Origin of the sequence: Pseudomonas fluorescens, from assembly GCF_001623525.1 — a bacterium.
Lineage (GTDB): Bacteria > Pseudomonadota > Gammaproteobacteria > Pseudomonadales > Pseudomonadaceae > Aquipseudomonas > Aquipseudomonas fluorescens_Q.
Map to the genome: position 1 here is coordinate 3,967,629 of NZ_CP015225.1, position 16,310 is coordinate 3,983,938.

At 60.6% G+C, this 16,310-nt stretch carries 10 protein-coding genes; 5 read left to right on the plus strand and 5 right to left on the minus strand.

Features of this window, described 5'->3' with window-relative positions; translation table 11 throughout:
• Position 1: 1 nt before the first annotated feature.
• The 5 genes from TK06_RS33515 to TK06_RS17155 all read right to left on the minus strand — a co-directional run bounded on the left by TK06_RS33515 (position 2) and on the right by TK06_RS17155 (position 11,482).
• Positions 2-3,268, minus strand: coding sequence for a DUF637 domain-containing protein (locus TK06_RS33515; protein WP_428993582.1), 3,267 nt, complete (start codon positions 3,266-3,268; stop codon positions 2-4).
• The gene (locus tag TK06_RS33520) at positions 3,241-7,824 is read right to left on the minus strand and encodes a filamentous hemagglutinin N-terminal domain-containing protein (RefSeq protein ID WP_428993583.1); all 4,584 of its coding nucleotides are present in this window, start codon (positions 7,822-7,824) and stop codon (positions 3,241-3,243) included. Before TK06_RS33520 ends, TK06_RS33515 begins: the two co-directional genes overlap by 28 nt.
• Positions 7,825-7,848: 24 nt before the next feature.
• The gene (locus TK06_RS17145) at positions 7,849-9,555 is read right to left on the minus strand and encodes a ShlB/FhaC/HecB family hemolysin secretion/activation protein (protein WP_063323038.1); all 1,707 of its coding nucleotides are present in this window, start codon (positions 9,553-9,555) and stop codon (positions 7,849-7,851) included.
• A 175-nt stretch (positions 9,556-9,730) separates the two neighbouring features.
• Entirely contained in the window at positions 9,731-10,630 is a 900-nt protein-coding gene (locus tag TK06_RS17150) for a proline iminopeptidase-family hydrolase (RefSeq protein WP_063323039.1), read from the minus strand.
• A 90-nt stretch (positions 10,631-10,720) separates the two neighbouring features.
• Entirely contained in the window at positions 10,721-11,482 is a 762-nt protein-coding gene (locus TK06_RS17155) for a LuxR family transcriptional regulator (RefSeq protein WP_063323040.1), read from the minus strand.
• 162 nt (positions 11,483-11,644) lie between these two features.
• Between TK06_RS17155 and TK06_RS17160 the strand changes: the two genes are divergently transcribed.
• From TK06_RS17160 to TK06_RS17180, 5 genes are read left to right on the plus strand one after another with little or no spacing between them, the layout of a single operon-like run.
• Positions 11,645-12,532 (plus strand): proline iminopeptidase-family hydrolase, encoded by an 888-nt coding sequence (locus TK06_RS17160; protein WP_063323041.1) that lies wholly within the window; start codon positions 11,645-11,647, stop codon positions 12,530-12,532.
• 3 nt (positions 12,533-12,535) lie between these two features.
• Positions 12,536-13,483, plus strand: a complete 948-nt coding sequence (locus TK06_RS17165) for an ABC transporter permease (RefSeq protein WP_063323042.1) — start codon at positions 12,536-12,538, stop codon at positions 13,481-13,483.
• Positions 13,480-14,337, plus strand: coding sequence for an ABC transporter permease (locus tag TK06_RS17170; RefSeq protein WP_063323043.1), 858 nt, complete (start codon positions 13,480-13,482; stop codon positions 14,335-14,337). The genes TK06_RS17165 and TK06_RS17170 overlap by 4 nt, the downstream gene beginning before the upstream one ends.
• Complete coding sequence (locus TK06_RS17175; RefSeq protein WP_063323044.1) at positions 14,334-15,320, plus strand: ABC transporter ATP-binding protein; 987 nt, start codon at positions 14,334-14,336, stop codon at positions 15,318-15,320. Before TK06_RS17170 ends, TK06_RS17175 begins: the two co-directional genes overlap by 4 nt.
• Complete coding sequence (locus TK06_RS17180) at positions 15,317-16,288, plus strand: ABC transporter ATP-binding protein (RefSeq protein WP_063323045.1); 972 nt, start codon at positions 15,317-15,319, stop codon at positions 16,286-16,288. Before TK06_RS17175 ends, TK06_RS17180 begins: the two co-directional genes overlap by 4 nt.
• The last annotated feature ends 22 nt before the right edge of the window (positions 16,289-16,310 follow it).

The window sequence follows — 16,310 nt, forward strand, 5'->3', positions numbered from 1 at the left end:
CCTATTGTGGCCATTTGAATATTCGACCTTCGACCCTACCAGCCTTAAGAGCGTTCTCTGCGGCTACTTTGGCCTGCCCCTCCGGCATATTTTTAACGGAATTTATGATCTCTGATTGCCAGGCCTGTAACTTTGAATCTGACAAGGAGGTCGGATAGCTTCCTCCAGGAGCACGATATTTGGCGTCCCAGACGATCACAGATCGCGATGATGGATCATACGTAATGTAATCTGCACCTGGTAGTGACGCTTTTCCAGGTCCCGAAATAGGTGTGTGCCCTGACTCAATAGCCTGATTCCAGCCACGAGCCTCCCCTATTGCACCGTTTAACTCAGAATATGGACTGCGTCCGTTATTAACCTTTGCAAGGACTTCTGGTTCGCTTTGATTTATTACTTTGGGATTCGTCTCTAGAACATTCCTTTCAACCAGCGTACCCGTCTCTGAATCAGTCAGCGCACCGATTGCATTGGGATTTTTAGAGACAGTCGCTTTCGCATCCGAAACCAGTACCGACGCCCCGCTCCCATCAAGGTACTTCCCAGCGCCCTTGAGCAACGCTATTTCCATCGCCGCCTTAGCGGCTTCGGTCCCATAGTCGCGGAGTGGGTTTACATCTCCAGGGTAGGTTGCGCTGTTGAAGGACGCGAGTACCTTGCTTCCTTGCGTGTAATCGTAAGGAGCAAACAGCTGCCCTGTGGCCTGCCACCCATCAACAAACGATGCCGCGCCGCCCAAACCGGAGAGCGCAGGTATAGCGCATCCGGCTCCAGTGACACAAGCAGGCGTGGAGAGTATCGCGCCGCCGAATCCTGCCGCGGCGCCTATCGCGCCGAGTACCGCGCGGCTCGCCTGGGATGACTGTCTGAGCTCCTTATCGTTAAGCAGCAAATCATCGTTGGCTTGGTCCCATTTCGAATATTCGTCATAGGCACCGGTAGCAATCAGCGCACTTTGAGCACCAGTGAACCCCTTTCCATCCGCTTCAAGCGCTTTAACAACTTGGTAGTTTGGATCATCCACAGGTACCGAAGCAGAGCAATGAACCAAAGCACACGCAGCCGCTTTCAGCTCATAAGCTTTTTCAGGCGTTTCCTTTTGTAATTTCTCAAGTGCAACTGTCTCTTTCTGGTGAAGCTGACGGTTGTATTCGTCAGCCATCAACGCGACCCAAGAAGCTTTCTCGACATCGCCACCAGCAAGACCGGCTGCCGTCAAACCGACAACCTGAGAGACCGCTTGTCGTAGCTCGGGCTGTGTATCGAAAATGGAATTAAGCTCCCCAGCCATGGCTTGGCTGGCACCCGCCGCAATGGCGCCGGTCTTGAAGTCACCACCGGTAGCACTGGAAATCGCCCCCCCTGCCAACGCGTGCATGGCAGTACGAGCGACGCCGCCTTCGGCCCACATGGCCATGCCTGTGGTATCACCCGCATTCTTCGCGGCCTGCCAATGGTCTTGCGCATAACCACCGACAAAATTGAACGTTGTAGCTGCCGCGACGGTACCCGCCTGATAGACCAGCCCATCAGTGATGTTCTGGCCGAAGCTTCCTCCATTGATGGCGGTTTTGATGACTCCTCCCGCAACACCCTGAGCCCCGGCATGCAGCGCAAAACCACCTAATCCTTGAAGAGTATTTAAATCAAAACCCCTTGTGAGGTTATTAAACGGCACGGTATTGCCGCCAAGCGCGGGATCGATGACGCCCTTGGTAAAACCAGCCGTGATCCCGGCGATTACATAGCCTTTCAGACTCTCTGATGAAAAGACGTCTTTGAAGGTCGCGCCCAAATCACCCTTGTTGTTGATCGTGCTGACCGCCGTTTGCGCGACTGCTGCCGAAAAACTCGCCGTTGCGGCAGCCGACGCAGCAGCGCCTACAGTCGCAGCCGTGGCAGCGGACGCACCTGCCGCCGCAGCCGCCCCAGACGCTGCGGTGCCAGCACTAGCGCCAACTGTAGCTGCGGTTCCAGTACCAGCGGTCAACACCGTGACGATGATAATGATCGCCAACATCGCGCCCTGTCCCAGACTCGAGTGGCTGTATTTAAATGACTCGTGAGTTTCCTTGATCAACCGCCAATCCACATCCCCTCGCTGCTCGGCCTCCTTGAGCCAGGCTAACTTCGGATCGGCCTTGACCATGACATCAATGGTTTGGCTAACGGTTTTCTGGTTGATGTGTTTGATATCGATGTTCAAGCCATCGGCAGCTTTGATGGCCAAGTTCCCCTGAGCCTGCAATTGGCTCTGAATCAAGGTTTCGTCGGTGTGGCCTTTGCCCTTCATCGAGTTCCAAGCCAGACTGGAACTGCTCTTTGTATGGCTTTCCTGGCTCAGATCCTTAACACCCTCGAAGGTAATCGAGCCGCCGCTTTGCAACGTCAGGTCACCACCACTGTTCAGCTTGGCCGCCTGGTAACGCTGGTCACTCCCACTGAGCAAAGTCAAATCACCACCCGTGATGATCTGGCTGCCCACATGCGTAACCTTGGTCACCTCATCCCGCTGTGTCTTCTTACTCCCCCAACCACCCTTCTTCTTCATGTCATACAGCGAATAGTCGCTGTTCTGCGCAGCCAGCAGCTCAAGCTTGCCACCCGCCACGAAATAGGCCTCGTTTGCAGCGCTGACCTTGCTGGCGATCATCGCCAAATCCTGCCCCGCACTCATTACAACGTTGCGCCCCGCATTAACCGTCGAGGACACCTGACTGACGTGATCCTCCTGGCTAGTCACCTTCTTGCTCTTACCGTACGAGTGCTGCTCATCCGCTGCTGAGGCGAAGGTCAGATTTTCCTCGGCAGCCATGGCAACGTCGCGCTTGGCATCGATGTGACTGCCGACAACGGTGAGGTTGCGACCTGCGTTGACGATCACGTCGCGGCCGCTGTCGAGACTGGAGCCGTATTGCTTGATGTCTTGGTCGCGATGCCGACCGCGTGTGCCGCTGTTGATGCGTTCGGCGGCGATGAGATTGACGTCGCGTGTGGCATTGAGGGCGGTGTCGGCGCCGCTTTTCAGCACGCCGCCGACACTATTGATGTCACGTCCTGCGCTGATGGTCAGGTTGTTGGCCGCTTCGATACGGGCGGCGCTGTCGATGAAGTCGGCGCGTTCAGTACGGTAGCCGCTGCTGCTTTCGTGGGTGGTAACAGTTCGCTCGTTAGTCACGTCGCCAGTCAAAGCCACAACACTGACATCCCGCCCAGCAATAACCCCACCCGCCCTGTTAGTCAGGTTATTACTCGCCAACGCATCCAACCGCCCCCCGCCTCCATCAACCCACTGTTGACCAAGCTGTCGCCTGCCGTCGCCCTCAGGTTGCTGGACGCACGCAAGGTGCCCGCATTGTTCAGGTTTTTACCCGCGATCAGGCTGACGTCGGCGCCTTGGATCAGCGCGCCATTGGCCGCGAGGCGGTTGTTGGCCTGGGCCAGGTAGAGCACCGGCACCAGCACCTGCTCGTTGTTCACCGTCCGGGTTTCCATCCAGACGATGTCGTGGGTCAGGGCCGCGACTTGTTCGGCGGTGAGGCTGACGCCCAGGGACAGGTTCAGCGCGTCCTTGCTGGCGATGGCGTTGTTCATCAGGTATTTGAACATGCCGTCGTCGGAGGTCTGGCCGTCGAGGAAGCGTTGGCCGGTGCGGGCGATCACGGCTTGTTGGATCAGGCGTTGTTCGTAGAAGCCGTCACCCAGGCGCTTGGCGGCGACGTCGGGGTCGTAGCCGAGGTTCGTCAGCAGGTAGTCCGAGCTCATGAAGCGGCGCATGTCGGTCAGCGCCGGGTTGGTCTCGATCAGGTATTTTTGCGGGTTGGTCCGGAACGAGCTGTCGGGCAGGCCGCGCACCTGGGTCAACCCTGAGCCTTGGGTCGGCGTGGTCGAGGCGTCGCCGCTCATGCGGAACAGGCCGTTTTGCCCGGTTGGCAAGTCAAAGCCCGGCAAGGCCAGCGGATCGACCTGTTGCTGGGTCAGGCTGGGGGGCAGTTGCCGATTGACGCTGACGCGGGTCGAGAAGGCGTTGTCGGCCTGGGTGTCGGTACGCGGGCCGGCACCGACGTAGTTGTAGCCGCCACGCACGACGCTGTTGTCGGTGTTGCCCGAGGTGCGGACATCGACTGCGCCGCCGGCCTGGATAATCGCGGCATAGGTCTGGTTGTCGGTGGTGGCGGTCTGCGAGCCAAGCGCGGGGATTTCGCGCTCGGTCATGCCGATGAAGCGGCTCATCGCTGCCTCGAGGCCACCCAGGTCATTGGCGTTGTAGCCTGGGCTCTGCAACCAGTACTTGTTGGTGAAGTCATTGGCGGCGGCGCGCCAGCCTCCCGGGCTGCGCGTGCGCTCGGACATGAAGGTGCGCGAGGTTTCGATCTCGCCGGTCTCGATGCCAATGTTATTCAAGCTGACGAGGTTGGCGGTCAATGCGCCGCCGACACCGATGCTGCTGCTCTGGTTGGTCAGGGTGTCGCCCTGGATGTCCAGGTTGCCGCCGGTGGTGATGCTGGAGGCGGAGCTGGCTGCAGTGACTTCGAACTTGTCGCGCTGGATGATCTGCCAGACGTGGTTTTCCTTGCCACCGCTGCAGTCGCCGGCGTTAACCCCTTCGATACAGGCCACTTCCCTGATCGAGGCGGTGTAGATGCCGGCGTCGTGGGTGGTCAAGACCTCACGGACGTTGTCGACGGTGTTGGCCGCCAGGCGCATGTTGCCGTCGCTCTGCAGCGTGCCGGAGCTGTTGAGGATGCGGCTGGCACGTGTGCCGAGGCCATCGCGATCGATGCTCAGATCACCGAGGCTGTAGATATCGGCATAGCGGTTGGTCAGGCTATTGACGCGCAGGCTGGTATTGCCGCTGCTGAAAATCAACCCGTGCTCGTTGAGCAGGTCGCCGGTCGATACGCCGAGCGCGCCAGCACTGCCGAGGGCGCCGTAGTTGTTGAGCGTGGCGGCAGTGACGTTCATGTCCGCCGCCGAGGTCAGGCGACCGTAGCTGTTGAGGACACCATCGACCACGAGGCTTGTGCTGCCGCCGCCGGCGATGCTGCCGTTTTGCTCCAGGTTGATCAGCGCGGCCTTGAGGCCCAAGGTGCCGAGACTGCTCAAGCGGCCGTTGCCTGCGTAGGCGCCGGTCAGTTGCAGGTCGATCGCCCCATCGCTGCCGATCAGGCCATCGACGCGCCAGTTGCTGCCACGGCCTTCCATGCTGTTGGCGCTGAGCAACTGGCCGGTGGCCGTCTGGGTCAACTGATCGACATGAACCACCAGGTGCCCGGCCTGGATCGCGGTGCTGTTGGTCCAGCGGTCGGCCGTCACCGTCAGGTTGCCGTAGGTCACCAGTTGCCCACCCGCCTGGCCCAGGTTGGCCTGGCTGATGCCAAACAGTCCCAGGCCGGTGTGCAGCAGCTTGCCACCCACGTTCTGGACACTGCCGGTGTCGAAGCCCACATCTTGACTGGCGGTTTCGAGGGTGCCGTCGCTGTTATCGAACAGACCTCCGATGCTGAACGCCGTGGTGCTGTTCTTGCCCAGGGTGCGCAGTTGGCCTTTCTGGTTACTCAGGCTGGCGGCAAGAATATCCAGGCTGTCCTGGCTTTCGATGATGCCCGCGTTGTTGTTCAGCGCGCCCGAAAGGTCAAAGTCGATGCGACTGGCGCTGACCTGCCCGTCGCCGCGGTTGTCCATGCCCCGGCCAATGACCTGGACCTTGCCGGTGGCATACATCCCGCCGCTGCGATTGTCGATATCCGCGCCCGCGTTGCTGATCACGATATCGCCCGCTTGCGCGGCCAGGCGCCCGCCGTCGTTGAACAGCCCGGCCAAGGCTTGGATATTCAGTCCTTGGGCCTGGATCGTGCCGCTCCGACGGCTCACGTCATAACCGTTTTTCAGCACACCCGTGGCCCGCGCCTCCAGTGCCGCCTTGACGCTGGACAGCACACCGCCGCGGTTGTCCAGATTGGTCGCGAAGACACTCAGCTTGGCGTCCTGGGCGATGATGCTACCGCCCTGGTTGTCGATATCGCCCGCGACATCCACGGTCACCAGGCCCTTGCCTTGCAGCGTGCCCTTGGCGTTGTCCAGGCTGGCGGCCTTGAGTTCGACGTCGGCACTGCGGCTGGCGATCAGGCCTTGGTCGGCGTTGTTGACCTTGCCGCTCGCCGTGACCAGCAGCTTGCCATTGGCGGCGACGGTGCCTTTGCTACGGTTGTCCAGGCTGTCGGTGCGCACGGTCACGATGCCTTGGCTGGACAGCTCACCACCCTGGTTGTTGATCGCGCCCGCGTTGGTGATGTCGAGGGTCTTGCCGGCCATGACCAGGCCGGTCAAGTTATCCAGGCTGCCGAGGATCAGGGTCGCGCTGTTCAGGCTGGATAATTCACCGGCATTGTTTTCCAGATGGCCCAGGTTGGCCGTCAGAAGGCCCTGGCTATTGATCAGGCCGCCCTGGCTGTTCAGAACTTGATCGGCGGTCAGATGCAGTTCGGTGTTGCCGAGGATGCGGCCTTTGTTGCGGTTATCCACAGCGTTGCCGGTGACGGTGGTCTTGCGCTGGCCGCTGAGGGTGCCGCCCTGGTTGTTCAGCGCAGTGCTGGTCGTGACGTTCAGGTCGCGACTGGCAATGACGGTTTTGCCGCCGTTGTTCAGTTGCTTGGCCGTGAGGGTGACATCGCCCGTGGTATTGCGGCTGTTATCGGCATTGACGCCGGCTTCGATGATGCCGTTGTTGCTCAGCGTGCCGCCACTGTCGAGGTGAATGCTGTCGCGCGCCACCAGGTTGTTCTGGCTGGTCAGGTCGCCCTGGGTCTTCACGTCCAGGCGGCTACCGGCGTACACCTGCCCCTGGGTTTCCAGACTTTTGGCCTTGATGTCGATGGCACCGGCAGCAGCCGTCTGCGCCAGGCTCAAATGCCCATTGGCATCCAGCTGAATATCCCCGCCACTGGCAACCATCTTGCCGTCCAGCTTCACCCCGACTCCGGCCTCGGTGCCCACCAGTTTGATCGCGCCGGCGTACATCCCACCCAACGCCGAGGAGTCGATGGCCAATTCGGGTTTGGCACTGCCGTCGTCGGCCCGGGCAGTGGCGTTGAGAGTATTGGCATTAACGTCATTGCGCCCGGCCACGATGGTCAGGTTCTTCGCCTGAATCTCGGCATTGATCTTGGCGCTGCGGGTGATGATTTCGAAGCGGTCGACGTTGTTCGCGTTCAAGCCCGCGCCTTCGATGGCGACGCTGCCCTGGTCCACCTGATAGCGGCTCACCTGGCCGTTTTCGATGATCGGCTTGCCGGTGGTCAGGGTCGCCTTTGGGGTATTGATGAAACCGCAGCCGTTACAGCTGATGCCGTAGGGGTTGGCGACGATGACGTGGGCCGACTGCCCTGCCACTTCGGTGTAGCCGCGCAGTTGGCTCGGGTTGCCGCCGTTGACTTCGTTGAGGATGGTGGTGGCGGCCGTGCCCTGGAGGTTCGGGTTGCCGAGGATGATCCCGCCCAGTTGCGTGGCCTGGGCCGGGTTGGTGGCGTTGTTGAGGATTACGCCGTTGCTGCCGACGTTGTAGTCCTTGAACCGGTTGTGGGACAGACCGCTGCCATTGGGCTTGGCGATGTTGACGATGGGCACGCCATTGCCCGCCTGACCGAGGCTGGTGCCCGGCGCGCTGACCACGATCCCATCGGCCTGGGCCCACATCGGCTGCCAGAACATGACGTTGGCCAACAGGAACGCCAGGCCGCGTTTGGGCATGCCCCAGAAGGCGTCGCGGTTTTGCAGGGCAGCAGAAGGCTGGCGGGCCAGGAAGGCGTGTTGGCGGTCGTCCATGATCAGGTCTCGTTGCAGCAGAAATTAAATGGATACATCCACGCGGAAGTAGATCGGCGCTTCGCGCTCGGGCAGGGCATCCGGACGTTCCAGGGAGTGGGCGAAGGTGACGCTGGCGTTCAGGTGCTCACCGCGGGCGAACAGCTCCAGCGAGTTGCTCGACATGCGCCCATGCTGATCACCGTTGTAGCGATCGCCACGAATCACACCCTGGTCATAACCGAGGCTGGTGCCATATTCGGCGAACACCGGGCGCAGCCATTCCACGGTCACCGGACGGCTCCAGCGCAGGTCGTTGCGCCAGTAGCCGCCGCTGTCGCCGGACAATGTCTGGTCCTTGTAGCCACGAATCGACGACAGGCCGCCCAGGCTCATGCGCTGGGGGCTGAACAGCACGTCTTCGCTGCGCTGGCCGGTCATCAGGCTGCTGAAGCTGAAGGACTCGCCGCCCAGCATGAAGGGCTGCAAATAGCTGAGGGTCGCGGTGTATTTGCGGTAGCGCGCATCCGGCAACCCCGGCCCCGGTTCATGATCGCCCTGGGCATCGAGAGCACCGATACCTTGTTGCAGGCCCAGGTCGAGGTTGACGAAGGCATTGCCGATCCGCCGGCCATGGTTGATGCCGAACTGCGCCTCGCTGATGCGATTGCTGCTTTCGGCAAGCTTGCTGTCTTCGATGAAGTTGTTGGTGCGCAGGTACGAAAGGCCGGTGTTGAGTGAGGTCTTGCTCACCGCGTCACGATGGACCACCCGCTCCAGGCGCACCTGATGGTTCTGGCTGTCGCCGCTCTGCTTGAAATTGAAGCCGTTGGCCTGGCCCACGGCGCGGTATTCGCTTTGGCTGTAGGTGTAGCTCAGGTTCCACCAGCCAAACGGCAGGTTGTAATAGAGCATGCCATTGCGTGAGGTTTTCTGATGGTCGCTGACGGCATCGTGGCCGCCGCGCAAGGCCAGTTGGTCAGCCAGGCCCAAGGGGCTGTCCCAGTCCAGGGAGGCGCCCCATTGCTGCTCGCCGGTGCTTTTCTGCCCTTCGTTATGCCGTGACAGGCCGGCGCGCCAAGGCTTTTGCGGGGTGTTATTGACCCGCACTTCGCTGCCGCCGATGTTCTGCCCCGGCGTCAGTTCCATTTGTGCACGGTTGGACGGCAAACGGTTCATCTGATCGACCATCTGCTCCATCTCACGCAGGTTGAGCAGTTCGCCGGTTTTGCCGGGAAACGCCATCGCCAACTCACGGTCCGACAACTGGCTGTTCTCGGCACCTTTCAAGCCTTCCAGGCGGCCCTCGACGACCAGCACTTGCAGGTGACCGCTGGACAGGTCCTGTTGCGGCAAGTAGGCGCGACTGGTGACCAGGCCTTTGTCGAGATAATGGTCAGTAATGACTTTGAGCAGCTCGTTAAGCTGCGGCACGCCCAGGCATTGGCCGATGTAAGGTTTGAGCAGGCGTTCGCGCTCCGCATCGGACAGAGCATCGGCGCCCTTGAGCTCGATGGTCTTGATCGGGAAGCAACGGGTATCGACAGGGGCCGTCGGCTGAGTCGGCTTCGCCTCCTTGCCGGGCAGGTCCTTGAGTTCTTCCAGGCGCCGGCGCTGCTCTTCGAGCAGGCGATCCTGACGTTCACGGATCAGGTCCGTGTCACCGGGGGTTGGCGCGGCGACGGCAATGTTCATCGCTAGAAAACACAGCGACGCAACGACTAGCCTCGTCCCTAAGGCGAATACGGACATGTTCGATCCCTCGATACAGAAATGACAGCAGGCATGCACAGCAATGCGCGCACACCAGACCCTGCATATCGCTTTCGGTTCAAGAGAGCGGGAATTTTCCACTCAAAAAAGAGACGCGTCTCACAGGACGCGTCTGAAAACACAACAAAAACGACTGCTCGGATTGCGCAGACGCCTACAAACACTCATCCAGGAAACTCACCACGGTTCCCATGCAAGCCATCCGCTCCTCGATATGGGGCATATGGCTGGAGTGTTCGAACAACGCCCAGCGAATGTCGGGCACATGATCCACATAGGGTTTGACCACCAACGGCGTCGCTTCATCGTATCGGCCTGAAATCAGCAGGGTCGGCACGCTGATCCGAGGCAAGCGATCGGTGATGGACCAGTCCTTCATGCTGCCGATCACATGGAATTCGGTGGGACCATTCATGGCGTGATAAACGGTAGGATCGGCATCGATCTGGGCAAAGGTACGGGCGACGTCATCGGGCCAGGGCGTGATACGGCAGACATGACGGTCGTAGAAAACCCGAGCGGCCTCAAAATACTCGGTAGACGTCAAGGTTCCAGCCCGCTCGTGCTTGAGCAGTGTTTGCTGCACCTCAATGGGTAGAAGCTGGCGCAAGCGATTGACTTCAAGGAGCCAGGTGGACATATCCGCCGGGGAGTTGGCGATAATCAACGCGCGCAAGCCCGCGGGCTGGAGCACCGCATGTTCGCTGGCCAACATGCCGCCCCAGGATTGCCCCAACAGTGCATAGTTGTCGCCAATGCCCAGATAATCCAGCAGGTTCGCCAACTCATCGAGAAAGAGCGCCACGTTCCAGAACGAGGGGTCTTTCTCCGGAAGATGGGTAGAACGCCCATTGCCCAGTTGGTCGTAATGAATCACCGGATAGCCACTGTTGGCAATATCCTTGAAGGCATCGACATAATCGTGTGTACAGCCCGGGCCGCCATGCAGGATCAGCAGCGGCGTACGGCCGCTGCTGAAATCGCCAGTGATGCGATACCAGGTCTGATACGGACCAAAAGGCGCAAAGCCTTCGTGCGTTACGGGAAGATCCATTTCGTGCCGCTCCCTAGAAAACCTGCCGCACACGATACCGGGGACTGGCTGGCGGAATAACTAGAGAAACAGATAGGTTTTTGCCCGATTTCAGCTATCGAGCAACCGATAATGCACCGCCCTGACCACGGCTTGGACCCGATTCCTGGCGCCGAGCTTGTGCATGGCAGAAGTCAGGTGGAGGGTGATGGTGGCCAAGGAGCGATTCAGTTGCCTGGCGATGTCCGCCGCCGTCAACCCGTCAGCGGCTAACCTCAAGCACTCACGCTCTCGTTTGGTCAGGCGAACCGGGCATGCGCGGGCTTCCTTGCCGAGCAGCGGAAAAGCCGCCTCTTGCAGGGCATGGGAAATCAGGCTGAAGTCGCCCAGCGTTTGCCGGACATCCTGCAGGGTGCTCCCCTTCGTATCGGCGCGCAGCCCGGTCAATGTCGCAAAGCCGCCTTTGGGCAAATGCATCGGCACCGTCACGCCGCAGGTCATGCGCGAATCCTGCAGGTAGCTCACGACCGGTGCATGACTCTGGCCGATGAACGGCTGCAGCACCGTGTCGGCCTCCGGTCGATAGGACCAGACAAAAGGAGAAATGGCATTGATTGCCAGATGCTGGACGGGGTCGATCTGGTAATAACCTTCTTCACACCAGAGCGAGTGCCAATCACGGGGGGTATTGCGCAACTTCAGCACAGTCGGGGTGATCAGTGCCCCATCATGATCCAGCGGCACCGGACTGTAGTCGTACACCAAGGCTTCAAAGCCTAGCGCCTGGACCATCCCCAGGGTGTTATCCATCTGTTCGTCCAGGCTCCTGCCAGACAAAAGACGGGTATTGAAGTCAGACAGCTTGGCCTGCATCCATTCAGCTCCCGTATTAATTTCAATCCTGAAATCGTGCAAGTAGAATGCCACGCCTGAGCGAGGGAATGCCAGATCAAACCTATAAGAATTGCTAGCTTATGGGCGCGTAGCTTCCTCGGTAAGGTTTAGCCAAAGCGGCACCTGAGCAGGAGAGCAATGATGTGGCGTGAGATCGAGCCAGACCAGCGGTACGACGTGGAAGTCGATGGTCATCGTCTGGTGGCCTATGGCTTTGGCGACGGCGACGAGGTGCTGCTGTGCCTCAATGGCGGCCCGGGATTGCCTTGCGATTATCTGCGTGACAGCCATGGCTGGCTCAAGGAAAAGGGCTTGCGGGTCATCGCTTTCGACCAGTTGGGCACCGGCGCCTCGGCCAGGCCTACTGACGAATCCCTGTGGGACATCACCCGTTATGTGGCGGAGGTAGAGACCGTCCGCCAAGCCCTCGACCTGGGCAAAGTGCACCTGCTGGGGCACTCCTGGGGTGGCTGGCTGGCGATCGAGTACGCCATTCATCACCCTCAATCGCTGAAAACCCTGATCCTGGAAAATACCGCCGGCGATATTCCTCACCTGTCCCTGGAGTTGGAGCGTCTGCGGGCTGCCCTGGGCAGTGAGACCGTCGCGATGATGCAGCGCCATGAAGCCTCGGGCACCCTGGATCATCCGCAATACCAGGCGGCCATCACCCTGCTCAACTATCGTCATGTCTGCCGTCTGGACGAGTGGCCAGCGCCGGTGACACGTTCCCTGGGCGACTGGAACATGGGGCCCTACATGACCATGCAGGGCCCCAACGAATTTCTCTATACCGGCAATCTCAAGGACTGGAATCGCATCGAGCAGATGGCCGGCTTCGAAATGCCCGTGCTGATTACCACCGGTCAACATGATGAACTGACGCCAGCCTGTGCAATGCGCATGAAAATGGCGCTCAAGGATGTACAACTGAATGTGTTCCCCAACAGCAGCCACATGCCGTTCTACGAAGAGCCCCACGCCTATTTCCCAGTTCTGCTGGATTTTCTGCACCGCCACCGGAACTAGCCCATGAACCTGGCGCGCTACCGTTTCATACTGTCGCGCCCGCTACAGCTATTGCCCGTGCTGTTTGGCATCAGCATGATCACCTTTGTGCTCGTGCGCTCAATCCCCGGGGACCCCGCCCGGGCCCTGCTGGGCTCGCGCAGCACGCCGGAGGCGCTGATCAGGATTCGTGCCCAGTACGGTCTCGACCAGCCGTTGTGGATGCAGTACTTCTACTTTCTCAAGAACCTGCTCAAAGGCGATCTCGGCCAATCGCTGCTCTACAAAGTCGATGCCTTGCAACTGATCAGTACCCGCATTGAGCCAACCCTGTTCCTGGTGCTCGGCAGCGTGCTGCTGGCGCTGCTGATTGCCGTGCCGCTGGCAACGGTGGCGGCACGCAACAAGGGCGGTTGGCAGGATCACCTGATTCGCCTGTTTACCACGGCAGGGCTCGGCATGCCGGCGTTTTGGCTAGGCATCATGTTGATCCTGCTGCTCAGTGTGCAGTTGGGACTGTTCCCGGTCTCAGGCTATGGACGCACCGCTTGGGACAAACTGCATCACATGGTTTTGCCGTGCCTGACCATTGCCTTGGCACTCTCCGCCGTGCTGGTGCGCAACCTGCGCGCCAGCATGCTCATGGAGCTACAAGCCGATCATGCCACCGCCGCACGGGCCCGGGGCTTGTCCGAGCGGGCGATATTTCGTCGGCATGTGCTGCCCAACTCCCTGGTGCCGGCGGTCAACCTGCTGGCGGTGAACATCGGCTGGTTGATCAGCGGCACGGTGGTCATCGAAAGTCTGTTTGCCATTCCCGGCATCGGCCAATTGCTGGTACGCGGCATTTTTACCCGCGACTACATGGTGGTCCAAGGCGTGGCCATGGTGCTGGCCCTCGCCACCGTCACGGTCAACTTCCTCGCCGATGTGCTGACCGTGATGATCGACCCGCGGGTGAACATGCGATGAGCGGCCAAGCCCTCAGTCCCACCTGGCGTCTTGCGCTGCGTTTCGGCTTGCGCAACGGTCGCCTGGCCACCGTGCTCGGCCTGGCGATTCTGTTTGGCTGGCTGTTGCTCGCCCTCTTCGCCCCCTGGGTCGCGCCCTTCGACCCGATTGCCCAGAACACCGATATCCGCCTGTTGGGGCCGAGCCTGGCCCATCCGTTCGGCACCGACAATTTCGGCCGCGACGTTCTTTCCCGAGTGATCTGGGGCGCGCGCATCGACTTGCAGATCTCCGTGATCGGGGTGGTTTTCCCGTTCTTGATCGGCACTTGCGTCGGCGCCTTGGCCGGCTATATCGGTGGCCGGTTCGACACGATCTGCATGCGCCTGATCGATATTATTCTGGCCTTCCCCTTCCTGGTGCTGATGTTGGCAATCATGGCCATCCTCGGCCCCGGCCTGGGCAGCTTTTATATTGCGATGGCCCTGGTGGGGTGGGTGTCCTATGCACGGCTGATCCGTTCGCAGATCCTGGTGCTCAAGCAGAGCGACTTCGCCTTGGCGGCCAAAAGCCTGGGCTTCGGTCATGGACGCATTCTGTTTCGGCACCTGTTGCCCAATGCCATGTTCGGTTCGATCGTGTTTTCCATGTCCGATGCGGTGCTGGTACTGCTCAATGGGGCGGCGGTCAGCTACCTCGGCCTGGGGGTCCAGCCACCCACCGCCGAGTGGGGCACGATGGTCGCCGAAGGCCAGAGTTTTATCACCAACGCCTGGTGGATCTGCACCTTCCCGGGACTGGCGATCGTCACCCTGGCCATGGGCTTCAGCCTGCTAGCCGACGGTGTCGCCGAGCACCTCGGAGAACGCCCATGAGCACACCGGTGCTGCACGTCGAGGACCTCAGCGTGATCGCCGGCCACGGTGAGGACGAGGTCACGCTGGTGGATCGAGTGTCATTTGACCTGGCCAAAGGCGAAATCCTCGGTCTGGTGGGTGAAAGCGGCTCAGGCAAGACGATGGCCTGCCGGGCCTTGATGCGCTTGCTGCCCTCTGCAAACCTGCGGGTCCAGGGCAAGGCCCTGCGCCTTGCCGGTGAGGATCTGCTATCGCTGGATGAAGCCGGCATGCGGGGCATACGGGGTCGGCGATTAGGGATGATTTTTCAGAATCCCGGCAGTCATCTTGACCCGTTGATGCGAATCGGCGAACAGATCGGCGAGGGCATACGCCTGCATCAGGGAGCGTCCAAGCGTGAAGCACGGGCGAAGGCCATTGATGTGTTACGCCAGGTGGGCATTCCCGATCCGCTAACGCGGGTCGACAGTTATCCCCATGAGTTTTCCGGTGGCATGCGTCAACGCGCCATGATCGCCGTGGCATTGGGTTGCAACCCCCAGGTGCTGATCGCCGATGAGCCGACCACCGCCCTGGATGTCACGGTACAGGCACAGATCCTGCGCCTGCTCCTGGATTTGCGCGACCAGCGCGGGCTGTCCATCATCATGATCACCCACGACCTGGGGATCGTCGCCCAGACCTGTGATTCCATCGCGGTGATGTACGCCGGTCGGCTCTGCGAACACGGCAACAAGCTTGATCTGCTGGCTCACCCACGACATCCCTATACGGCGGCCCTGATCGACTGCCAACCGGCTACCAGCGCCGGCCATGCCATGCTCAAAACCATCGCCGGCCAGCCGCCTCTGCTGGATGCGCTGCCCAGCGGTTGCCGCTTCAACCCACGCTGCCTTCAGCAGGGCAGCCAGTGCACGCGGCTGTTGCCACAGATGCAAGTCACGGCAGAGGCACATCGGGTCGCCTGCCATTACCCGCTGCCAGTGGGTGCCTCGTCATGACCTTGTTGCACGTGAAGGATCTGCAGGTGCGCTTCGCCGCCCCTGGCAGTGGTCCGTTCGGGATCCACAGGCAATGGGTGAAAGCCGTCAACGGTGTGTCGCTGAGCCTGGCCCCCGGGGAGGTGCTTGGGCTGGTGGGGGAGTCGGGCAGTGGCAAGAGCACCCTGGGTCGGGCCATCTTGCGCCTCACTGAGGTCAGCGCCGGACAAATCCTGTTCGATGGCGTGGATATGGCTCAAGGCAAGCGGATCGACATCGAGCGACTGCGCCACGAAACCGCGATGATTTTCCAGGACCCTTATACCGCCCTCAATCCGCGAATGAGCATCGGCGACACCCTGGCTGAAGTGCTGCGAGTGCGCTGTGCGATTCCTGCATCGCTGATTCGCCAGCGGGTCGATGAACTGCTGAACCTGGTCGGCCTGCGACCGGAGCTGGCCGACCGCAAACCGGGTTCGTTGAGTGGCGGTCAATGCCAACGTGTGGGGATCGCGCGTGCACTGGCCATCGAGCCACGGTTGATCATCGCCGATGAATGCGTGGCCGCGCTGGACGTTTCCATCCAGGGCCAGATCATCAACCTGCTGCTGGAGCTGCGACAGCGCATGAACCTGGCGATTCTGTTCATCGCTCACGACCTGGCGATCGTTCGGCGGCTCTGTGATCGGGTCGCCGTGATGTACCTCGGCGAGATCGTCGAGCAAGGACCCACGGAGGCCGTGTTCAGCAACCCGCGGCATCCTTATACCGTCGCGCTGATCCAGTCCATTCCACACATCGACCCGACTCGACCGTTGCTGAGCGCCCCCCTGCCTGGCGAGCCACCCAGCCCCCTGAACCTTCCATCCGGCTGCGCTTTTCACCCGCGCTGCCGGTATGCACAACCCATCTGCGCGAAAACGCCGCCCCCCATCCATGACATCAATGGACATCGTTATAGCTGTGTGCTCGGAGAGCCATTGCTCTAAAAAACATTCATCAATAGGGAGT

Excerpts from the sequence above, each read along its gene's own strand:
- TK06_RS17155 (WP_063323040.1), bottom strand. The coding sequence starts at position 11,482 with ATGCAGGCCAAGCTGTCTGACTTCAATACCCGTCTTTTGTCTGGCAGG.
- TK06_RS17165 (WP_063323042.1), top strand. The coding sequence starts at position 12,536 with ATGAACCTGGCGCGCTACCGTTTCATACTGTCGCGCCCGCTACAGCTA.
- TK06_RS17180 (WP_063323045.1), top strand. The coding sequence starts at position 15,317 with ATGACCTTGTTGCACGTGAAGGATCTGCAGGTGCGCTTCGCCGCCCCT.
- TK06_RS17170 (WP_063323043.1), top strand. The coding sequence starts at position 13,480 with ATGAGCGGCCAAGCCCTCAGTCCCACCTGGCGTCTTGCGCTGCGTTTC.
- TK06_RS17175 (WP_063323044.1), top strand. The coding sequence starts at position 14,334 with ATGAGCACACCGGTGCTGCACGTCGAGGACCTCAGCGTGATCGCCGGC.
- TK06_RS33520 (WP_428993583.1), bottom strand. The coding sequence starts at position 7,824 with ATGGACGACCGCCAACACGCCTTCCTGGCCCGCCAGCCTTCTGCTGCC.
- TK06_RS17160 (WP_063323041.1), top strand. The coding sequence starts at position 11,645 with ATGTGGCGTGAGATCGAGCCAGACCAGCGGTACGACGTGGAAGTCGAT.
- TK06_RS17150 (WP_063323039.1), bottom strand. The coding sequence starts at position 10,630 with ATGGATCTTCCCGTAACGCACGAAGGCTTTGCGCCTTTTGGTCCGTAT.
- TK06_RS17145 (WP_063323038.1), bottom strand. The coding sequence starts at position 9,555 with ATGTCCGTATTCGCCTTAGGGACGAGGCTAGTCGTTGCGTCGCTGTGT.